The following is an 8,018-nucleotide window of genomic DNA, read 5'->3' as shown; positions in this document are numbered from 1 at the left end:
AGGGGGTGGGGGGCGGAAGTTTTGAATTTTGAGTTTTGAATTGATCCCGTAGGGGCAATCCCTTGTGGTTGCCCTTGTTGCCGGGTAACCAGTGATGGGGTAGGGGCGCGGTTTCCGCGCCCAAGGCAGGATGTCGCCGTAGGGGCGGGTTTGGCTCGTATTGACTGGGAAATCCAGAATGGGAGGCTCAAAACCCGCCCTGCCCAGTTGCCGGGTGACCGATATTGGGGTGTGAGGGTAGGGGCGCGGTTTCCGCGCCCAAGGCAGGGGATGTCAGCGGGAGACTAGGAAATCTGCGATCGCAAATGCAGTCTCCTCCGCATCTGGTTCGGCATCATCCAGATTCAACAGCACCACCACAGATAGGCTTTCTTCAGGGAAACGGAGGTAGTAACTGTCGAAGCCCAGCCACGACCCTTGGTGGCCCACATAGTCGTAGCCGCTGTAGGTGGCCACCTCAACACCAAAGCCATAGGCGGTTTCCTCGCCGTCATTGAGGGTGCCTGAGGTGAACATCTCTGCCAGCAGGTCTTGGCTCACCAGGGCTTCGGTGTATAGGGCTTGGTCATATCGGTACAGATCGCCCAGGGTCGAATAGATGCTGCCGGAACCGTTGACGTTGTCCAACACATCCGACTCATAGGGGCCGCTGGTGTCATAACTCTGGGCGACCGTGTCGCCAAACCGTCGGTCGCTGGGCAGGGCAAAGGTGTTGGCCATGCCCAGAGGCGCAAACAGATTGGCCTCCATAAAGCGACTATAGGGTTGGCCCGAGATGCGCTCGATCAGAAGGCCAAGAATGTCATAGCCCGTGTTGCTGTAATGAAACTCGTCCCCCGGATCGGCCAGCATTTCTTGAAACTGCGAGAGCGCTGTCAAGACATCCTCGTTGTCCGGCGCGGGGGACAAGGCCAGCAGGGCTGTGTAGATGTCATCGCGATCGTCGTATCCCATCACACCAGAGGTGTGGTGCAGTAGGCGGCGGACGGTGACCCCCGAGTCCATCCACCTCAATTCAGGGATATAGACGCTGATGGGGTCATCTAAATCCACCTGGCCGCGCTCCACCAGAATCAAGATCCCCATGGCGGTGAACTGTTTGCCCACGGAGCCTAGATGGAACAGGGTCTCGGGGGTGATGGGAATTTCTTGCTCTATATCCGCCAAGCCGTAGCCGTTTTGGTGGACAATTTCCCCGGATTGAATCACCATCACCACCCCGCCGGGACCATCTTCAAATTGCGCCATCAACCCGTCGATCTGGGCAGACATCTGACCGGCGATCGCGCCGTTGGGGCTGGACTCGGCTATGCCTGAGTCCACGGAATATGCCTCCGATTCTGGCTCTACCTCCAAGGCACCGCAAGCGGCCAGGAGAGGCATGATCACGACCAACGACAGGAGTTTATTTTTCATGGCTGTTCATCCGCTAATGGGCGTGCATAGCTCGATCAGTGAGCCATCCGGTGCCCGAATGTAAGCAACGGCTTGCACCCAGGGTTTGGTTGTGGGCGGTGCGAGTTATCATTGCACCCGCCGCGATGGTCAGAGACCGGCCCAAAGGGGCCATCGCGATGGCCACCGCCTATTCCACATTGTCGGTCACTAGGGCGATTTCGATGCCGGGGGGACGGGGCAATTCGGACAGTTTTGTGTAACCGTTGGGGAAATTCGATGCGCCTAGGGTATGGGATGCAAACGCAAGGGTGGTCTCGCCAGTGTCGAGTTCAGCATAGTCGCCCCCATCGTGAACAAACCGAGTTGCGATGCCAAAGGCTTCGCCATAAAACCTGGTGGCGGCGTTGACATCGGCAACGTAAATGATGGTGTAAGCTGTTAGACATTCAAACTGCACTAGTACAATCGCTCTAAAAGCCTTGCAGCAAGGGTCTTGCAGAATCCACCATGCAATTTAGATGCTCAACAGCTTATCCAAGTTTCATGGATGAAGGTTTTGAATGGAAATGAGTTCAGACGGATAACGACCTAGTTGACTTTTCAACTTAAAGAGAATGCTTAGCCATTACTTCCACTCCGTTTCAAGCCATTGAATCTTAGGACTCTTAATGCTGAGCCGACGACATTCGTCCAGAAAGTGATGCACACTTTCTGGTGTTAGGGTAAGCCCTGATTCTTGAAAGTTATCAATATATAAACTGATATCGGACGTAGTCAATAGTGCGTCACCTTCTTCTAATACAGCAGTATGTACAACTTCCTGACAAACTGCTTCGATATCAGAAGACACAAATCGCTTGCTGCGCTCCGCTAGTGCTGCGAAATCAATGAGATCCAGATTTAAAAGATCTTTATTGACAGGATATTGATCAAGGAAACGAGATAGATGAAATCGGAATAAATCATGCCTTTCGTTCTGGTCTGGGGGGAAAATGGGGATTTTCCATCCCAGCCGTCCTGACCGTATCAACGCAGAGTCCAAAACTGAAATGAAATTAGTGGTTGCAATGACAACAACATCGCTATCATGTAGATTGTTGAACTCGATCAGCAGTTGAGTAATTGTTGCTTTTTGATCTGTGTGAGCCTGCTCTTCCACACGACTAAAGCCAACACTATCTAACTCGTCAATAAAGACAACGGATGGCGAACGTTTTTTTGCCTGCGCAAAAATTCTCCTAATATTTTGCTGACTTTCGCCTATCCATTTGCTCTTAATATCAGCAGGTGAGATATTAAAGAAGTAACGATTGCTTTCGCCTGCAAATGCTTGTGACAACAGAGTTTTTCCGCATCCAGGCAGACCAAAAAGGAGAATCCCTCTAATGCCAGCTGTATGCAATCCTTTTTCTTGGAGAAGAAGGAGCTTTCGCAACTTTTCTTTCTCGGCAGACAAACCCGCAACATCTTGGAAAGAAATCTTCTTTTCTTGGACTTTTCTTGTGGAAGTTTGACGAGCATTCCGGTTAACTGCATCGCCATACGTAGGGTTTTTAGAAGGATAATGAATGTGATCAAAAGATGCCGGAATAAGTTTTTGAAGCTGATAATCTGGAGCCATTATCTGGACTCGAAACGATGAGCCGAACTTCTGGGCAAGCTCAGAACATAAAATCTCTTGGATTTTTTTTGAATTGATAATAGTTCCTGGCAATTTCAAAACCTGGTAGTGCAATCCAAAGTTCTTTAGCATTCTTACCCCAACCTTCTGACTTATTGAGTATGTTACGGGTAAGATTCAAGAAGACATTACTACTACCTGCCTTGCTTCTGAGCGTTTCTGCTTCAACAATAACTTCATTCTTCACATAAATATCTGGTCGAGATCTGTGACCAATCTCAGTTATTTTTTCAACCTATCTAGCATCAACATCGATAATTTCTGACGTTTTTTCTATGGATTTCTCACATTGAATATCAAGCAAGTTATAGCCGATTTCTTCCAATGTTCGTATGGCAAAGTACTTCAAGTAAATATGTTCTGTACTTTCATGGCCCCACGTCAGCTTGTTGAAATAATGGGGCTCTATCGTGAGAAAAAGTTGAGACTCAAACTGTGCCTGAGCCTTTTGCAACTCAACGAAGTACTCTAATAGAGTAGCTTCTTCTTCTTCGCTTTCATAGCTTGGCATCTCCATGAGAAGCTTTAAGTGACTACAAATATCCTTGTAAACCTCCTGGTCTAGTAGCAATGAATTACTTGAGGAGTACTTGCATTTCAATGTAAATGTGAAAGGTAGCCTCTCAGAAACCTTGTCAACAACATCACTGAATAAATCAAGACGACCTTGCTTTCTTATTTCCAGCTCTGATGGGCAATGAAAAACAACAAAAAATTGTTCGTTGTTGTATTTATGAGCATATAAGGATACTTGACTAAACTCGTTTTCAAATTGCTCAGAGTCCAACATTTCAAGACCAGTCTTACCAAGCAATACATTATGCATGGTTTCCCGATCAAATCGAATGATGCCAGATGTTGAGGCGACATCATTAATATTTAAGTGACTTGTTGCCAAATCGGAACTGACAGAGGAAAAAGTTGATGTGGATGAGCTTGGGGTTCCTGAAATACCCAAATACTGATACTTCCTAATAAGTTCATAGTTTAGAACCTTAATGACAACCTCAGAAAAGAAGTCGTCCTCTAACGGAACAAAGAAAATGCCAATGGGTTGATTGGAGTCAAGACATGCTTGCAGACGTTCGTATTCTTGTTCGGAACCTAAATCGAACAAGTGCGATAGAAAGTCACATTTAACTTGTATAGATGAAATTGCATTCAAATCCAAACTCTTATTTCTGACAGAACTATTATTCTGCTCTGTTTTGACTGCTTTGTTTTTCAGAGAGATTGATATTCTTCTGTCAAAGTCGATAGACATATCTATCGATGGATTCACGCTGAGTTGTAAGTCGCTCAGAGTACAATTAATTTTGTCAACAATGAGTTGACTCCGACGACGGTAGCCAAGTACTGCCAGAATATTTTTGAGTTTAATCGTTTTTGAATTGTTACCAGTACTTTCAAGCTTTTCCTTGATGCTTAGAAAATAGCCAATTGCATTGTCTAAATATTCTGAAGTCATTGAATTATGGCAAACTTAATTGCTTTAAGGTCAGTGGATTTATTTGGTAAATTATAGCGATTACTTGCTTAGATAGCGACCTTACCATTAGCCATTGGTAGCGATAGGGTGATGGTACCGTTTCGGCCCACCCCCAAGACATCCATGGGGGCGATTCGGTGGCGGGAGGTGGAAGTGGGCATTCTGGCCCGCTTAGGCACCGAAGTGGGCATTCTGGCCCGCTTAGGCACCCCGGAGAAGACTGTCCTCCAACTACTGAGACGCCGACTGGTGGCGGTGTTGGACACGATTGATGAGTTCATCTCACGGGAGATCGCATCCCATACCTGGCTACACTAGAAACCATCCCCCACCCCATGCCTACCATGATTCTGGCCAAAGAAACCGGTACTATCGCCATCTCCCCTGAGGGCCGGTCTCCGGTGGCCACATCTGAGCCAGAGGCAGCGGTGGTCTTTCCCCCCAGTGACCTCTACAGCCACGAGCCCCCCTTGGAAACCGACCTGCACCGCGACCAAATTGACCTGTGCGCTTTTTTACCCCAGAGGGCACGTTGGTGCCAACCCCAGAGGAACGCAGCGAAAAACTGGCGGCTAAGTTGCGGGAGTTGGGGGTTGACCCGGATGAGATCGCGTAGTGTCTCCCCCGGAGCATCGCGTAGGAGGCCAGTTATAGTCCTTGGTCTTGGTCGGGCAGATGGTAGATCGGCAAGGTCAGTCGCCAAATGATGGCGACGAGGCGTAGGAGGACAATGGTGGCCATTCCCACGCCCTGAGCCAGAAGGGAGGGGAGACCTAGGTATTGGAGCAGCAGGTATAGGGCAATACCCGCGATCGCGGCAGTGGCGTAGATATTTCCCCGCCGCAGAATGACGGGAATCTCCAGCAAAATCACATCCCGAATCACACCACCCACCACCCCGGTACAGGTACCCATGAGGATAATGATCAGGCTATGTAGGTCTGCCGCCTCCGCGATCTGAGCCCCGCTGATACTGAACAGGGCGAGACCAAAGGCGTCGGCTACCAGCAGGGATCTTCCCGGTGGTTTGAGGAACCGGGTGTACAGCACCGTCCCCATCGCCGCCAGCAGGGTGACAATTAGGTAATCGGGCTGACGAATCCAAAATACCGGGCTGCGATCCAGCAGTATGTCCCGCAGGGTGCCGCCCCCCAGGGCCGTCACCACCGCAATCACCAGCACCCCTAACAGGTCTAGCTGCTTGCGTCCGGCAGCCAGGGCTCCGCTAATAGCAAAGACAGAAACCCCCAGCATATCTAGGGTGTAGAGAATCATAGGGACTCAAAACCGCTAGTCCGAAATCCAGGCATAGGGGTCACCGCCAATGGTGATGCCCCCAGTTTTGGAATAGCGCACGACGATCAGGTTAGAGTCGCTGCGACCCACATCCAAATAGCCCGAGGCCCAGCGGTCAAACTGGGTAGTGCCGGTGATACTGAGGCGATAGGCTCCCGGCTCTAGCTCCACGGCATAGTTACGGCGAGTATTGAGGGCGCGAAAAAGGATGCGATCGTCCAGGTAAATAGTGGCCCAGTCGTTGCCTTCGGCAATGAACTGCACCGTCACCAGCCGTCGAGTCTTGCGCTGGGGCACGATGATGACGGGATACCCCGGAATGATGATGGGGATGTTAATGATCAGGTCGGCCCGCAGAGGCAGCACTTCTATGGGGGTCGGTGCAGGTCCAGCGGGGGGTAGGCTGGCCCCCAAGCTGCATAGGGCGACGCCAGCCCCAAGACTCGCCTTTGCGATCGCAGTCATGCGCGATGTCCACAGCGCGATCGCAGGCCATCGCCGAAACGGACGCCCGCACTCAGACCCGAATTCAGACTCGAACTCAGAATTGAAAACCTTGCCCATTTCACCACCTCCCAGGGAGGACGACCTTGTTGTTTCCAGCTTAGTTCCCACCCTAGGGAGAAGCCACAGTGGCTTCTCCCTAGGGCGGGAAGCGGGCTACGCTGGCCCCATGCCGACGACTCCGGCGTAGATGGCCTGATCCCCCAGTTCATCCTCAATCCGCAGCAGACGGTTGTACTTCGCCACCCGCTCACTTCGGCTAAGGGAGCCCGTCTTGATTTGCCCCGCCCGAGTTGCCACCGCCAGATCCGCAATGGTGGTGTCCTCCGTTTCCCCAGAACGATGGCTAATGATCGAGGTATAGCCGCTGCGGGTAGCGAGGTCGATGGTTTCCAGGGTTTCCGTCAAGGTACCAATCTGATTCAGCTTGATCAGGATAGAGTTACCCACCGCCTGCTCAATCCCCCTGCGGAGGCGGATGGGATTGGTGACAAAAAGGTCATCCCCCACCAATTGCACGCTGTCTCCCAATCTGTCGGTGAGACCCTTCCAGTTCACCCAGTCCTCTTCATGGAGGCCGTCCTCAATGGAGAGAATAGGGAACTTGCCACACAGATCCGCCAGATAGCTGATCAGGTCATCGGGGCTATGGGCTGCCCCGTCGTAGGTGTACTGACCATCCTTGTAAAACTCGCTGGCGGCCACATCTAGGGCCAAAGCCACCTCTTCACCGGGCTTATAGCCCGCCTGCTCAATGGCCTGCATCAGCAGTTCCAGAGCTTCCTGATTGGAGCCCAGATTGGGGGCAAAGCCACCCTCATCCCCGACCCCCGTCAGTAAGCCCTTGCCCTTCAGCACGGTACTGAGGCTAGCGAAGACCTCTGCTCCCCAGCGCAGGGCCTCCCGGAAAGTGGGAGCACCGATGGGCACAATCATGAATTCCTGGATATCCACGTTGTTATCGGCGTGGGAGCCGCCGTTGATCACGTTCATCAAGGGGACGGGCAACAGATTCGCCAATGGCCCCCCCAGATAGCGGTAGAGGGGCAGCCCCACCGCCGCCGCCGCCGCCTTAGCGGTGGCGAGGGAGACCGCCAAAATGGCATTAGCCCCCAGTTTGGACTTGTTTTCCGAGCCGTCTACTTCTCGCATGATGCTGTCTAGGACGGTCTGCTCTAGGGCATTGATGCCCATGAGTTCAGGGGCCAGAATCGCCTCGACATTTTCGACCGCCTTCAGCACTCCCTTACCCCCAAAGCGCTCGGGATCTTCATCCCGTAGCTCATGGGCTTCAAAGGATCCGGTGGAGGCTCCGCTGGGGACTTGGGCAATACCTGCGGCTCCCCCGGCTAGGTATACTTCCGCCTCAATGGTGGGGCGACCCCGTGAATCTAGGATTTCTCTGGCTCGAATGTCTTCAATGGAGGTATCGAGTTCGTCAATCATCATCCCCTATTTCCTCGTGTCGTCTTCGCTGGAGCTGGGTTGGAAATCGCGATGGCCAAAGGCCAGTCGGAGACCATGACACCTGATGCTAAACCGAAACAGTACAGCCCCTAGTCGCGAAACTAAAAGATGCCACCGGGGCGATTCACATCAAGCCGAACACGGTTCCCGAGAAATAAGGATACGTCGAAGCTGGGCTTGCCA

Annotated in this window: 8 protein-coding genes; 1 reads left to right on the top strand and 7 read right to left on the bottom strand. The window is 51.7% G+C overall.

Annotation, left to right across the window (positions count from 1 at the left end):
- Positions 1 to 273: 273 nt before the first annotated feature.
- The 4 genes from LEP6406_RS0202550 to LEP6406_RS33735 all read right to left on the bottom strand — a co-directional run bounded on the left by LEP6406_RS0202550 (position 274) and on the right by LEP6406_RS33735 (position 4,547).
- On the bottom strand, positions 274 to 1,416 hold the full coding sequence (locus LEP6406_RS0202550; RefSeq protein ID WP_008309443.1) for a serine hydrolase domain-containing protein: 1,143 nt from the start codon (positions 1,414 to 1,416) through the stop codon (positions 274 to 276).
- A gap of 169 nt (positions 1,417 to 1,585) precedes the next feature.
- Entirely contained in the window at positions 1,586 to 1,855 is a 270-nt protein-coding gene (locus tag LEP6406_RS35440; RefSeq protein WP_008309441.1) for a VOC family protein, read from the bottom strand.
- 168 nt (positions 1,856 to 2,023) lie between these two features.
- On the bottom strand, positions 2,024 to 3,151 hold the full coding sequence (locus tag LEP6406_RS33745; RefSeq protein WP_008309439.1) for an AAA family ATPase: 1,128 nt from the start codon (positions 3,149 to 3,151) through the stop codon (positions 2,024 to 2,026).
- A 163-nt stretch (positions 3,152 to 3,314) separates the two neighbouring features.
- Positions 3,315 to 4,547: a hypothetical protein gene (locus LEP6406_RS33735; protein WP_008309437.1), complete on the bottom strand. Its 1,233-nt coding sequence runs from the start codon at positions 4,545 to 4,547 to the stop codon at positions 3,315 to 3,317.
- Between the two features lie 111 nt (positions 4,548 to 4,658).
- Between LEP6406_RS33735 and LEP6406_RS0202535 the strand changes: the two genes are divergently transcribed.
- The gene (locus LEP6406_RS0202535; RefSeq protein WP_155834613.1) at positions 4,659 to 4,886 is read left to right on the top strand and encodes a hypothetical protein; all 228 of its coding nucleotides are present in this window, start codon (positions 4,659 to 4,661) and stop codon (positions 4,884 to 4,886) included.
- A 330-nt stretch (positions 4,887 to 5,216) separates the two neighbouring features.
- On the opposite strand, the gene LEP6406_RS0202525 is transcribed toward LEP6406_RS0202535, so the two are convergent.
- The 3 genes from LEP6406_RS0202525 to eno all read right to left on the bottom strand — a co-directional run bounded on the left by LEP6406_RS0202525 (position 5,217) and on the right by eno (position 7,814).
- Positions 5,217 to 5,843: a trimeric intracellular cation channel family protein gene (locus LEP6406_RS0202525; protein WP_008309435.1), complete on the bottom strand. Its 627-nt coding sequence runs from the start codon at positions 5,841 to 5,843 to the stop codon at positions 5,217 to 5,219.
- Between the two features lie 15 nt (positions 5,844 to 5,858).
- Positions 5,859 to 6,428, bottom strand: a complete 570-nt coding sequence (locus LEP6406_RS0202520; protein ID WP_008309434.1) for a hypothetical protein — start codon at positions 6,426 to 6,428, stop codon at positions 5,859 to 5,861.
- Between the two features lie 96 nt (positions 6,429 to 6,524).
- Positions 6,525 to 7,814, bottom strand: a complete 1,290-nt coding sequence (gene eno, locus LEP6406_RS0202515) for a phosphopyruvate hydratase (RefSeq protein WP_027268772.1) — start codon at positions 7,812 to 7,814, stop codon at positions 6,525 to 6,527.
- Positions 7,815 to 8,018: the final 204 nt, after the last annotated feature.

It is taken from the genome of Leptolyngbya sp. PCC 6406 (assembly GCF_000332095.2).
In the GTDB taxonomy this organism is placed as follows: Bacteria; Cyanobacteriota; Cyanobacteriia; order Phormidesmidales; family Phormidesmidaceae; genus PCC-6406.
Note: the sequence above shows the minus strand (reverse complement) of the source record. Positions and strands in the feature narration are given on the sequence as shown.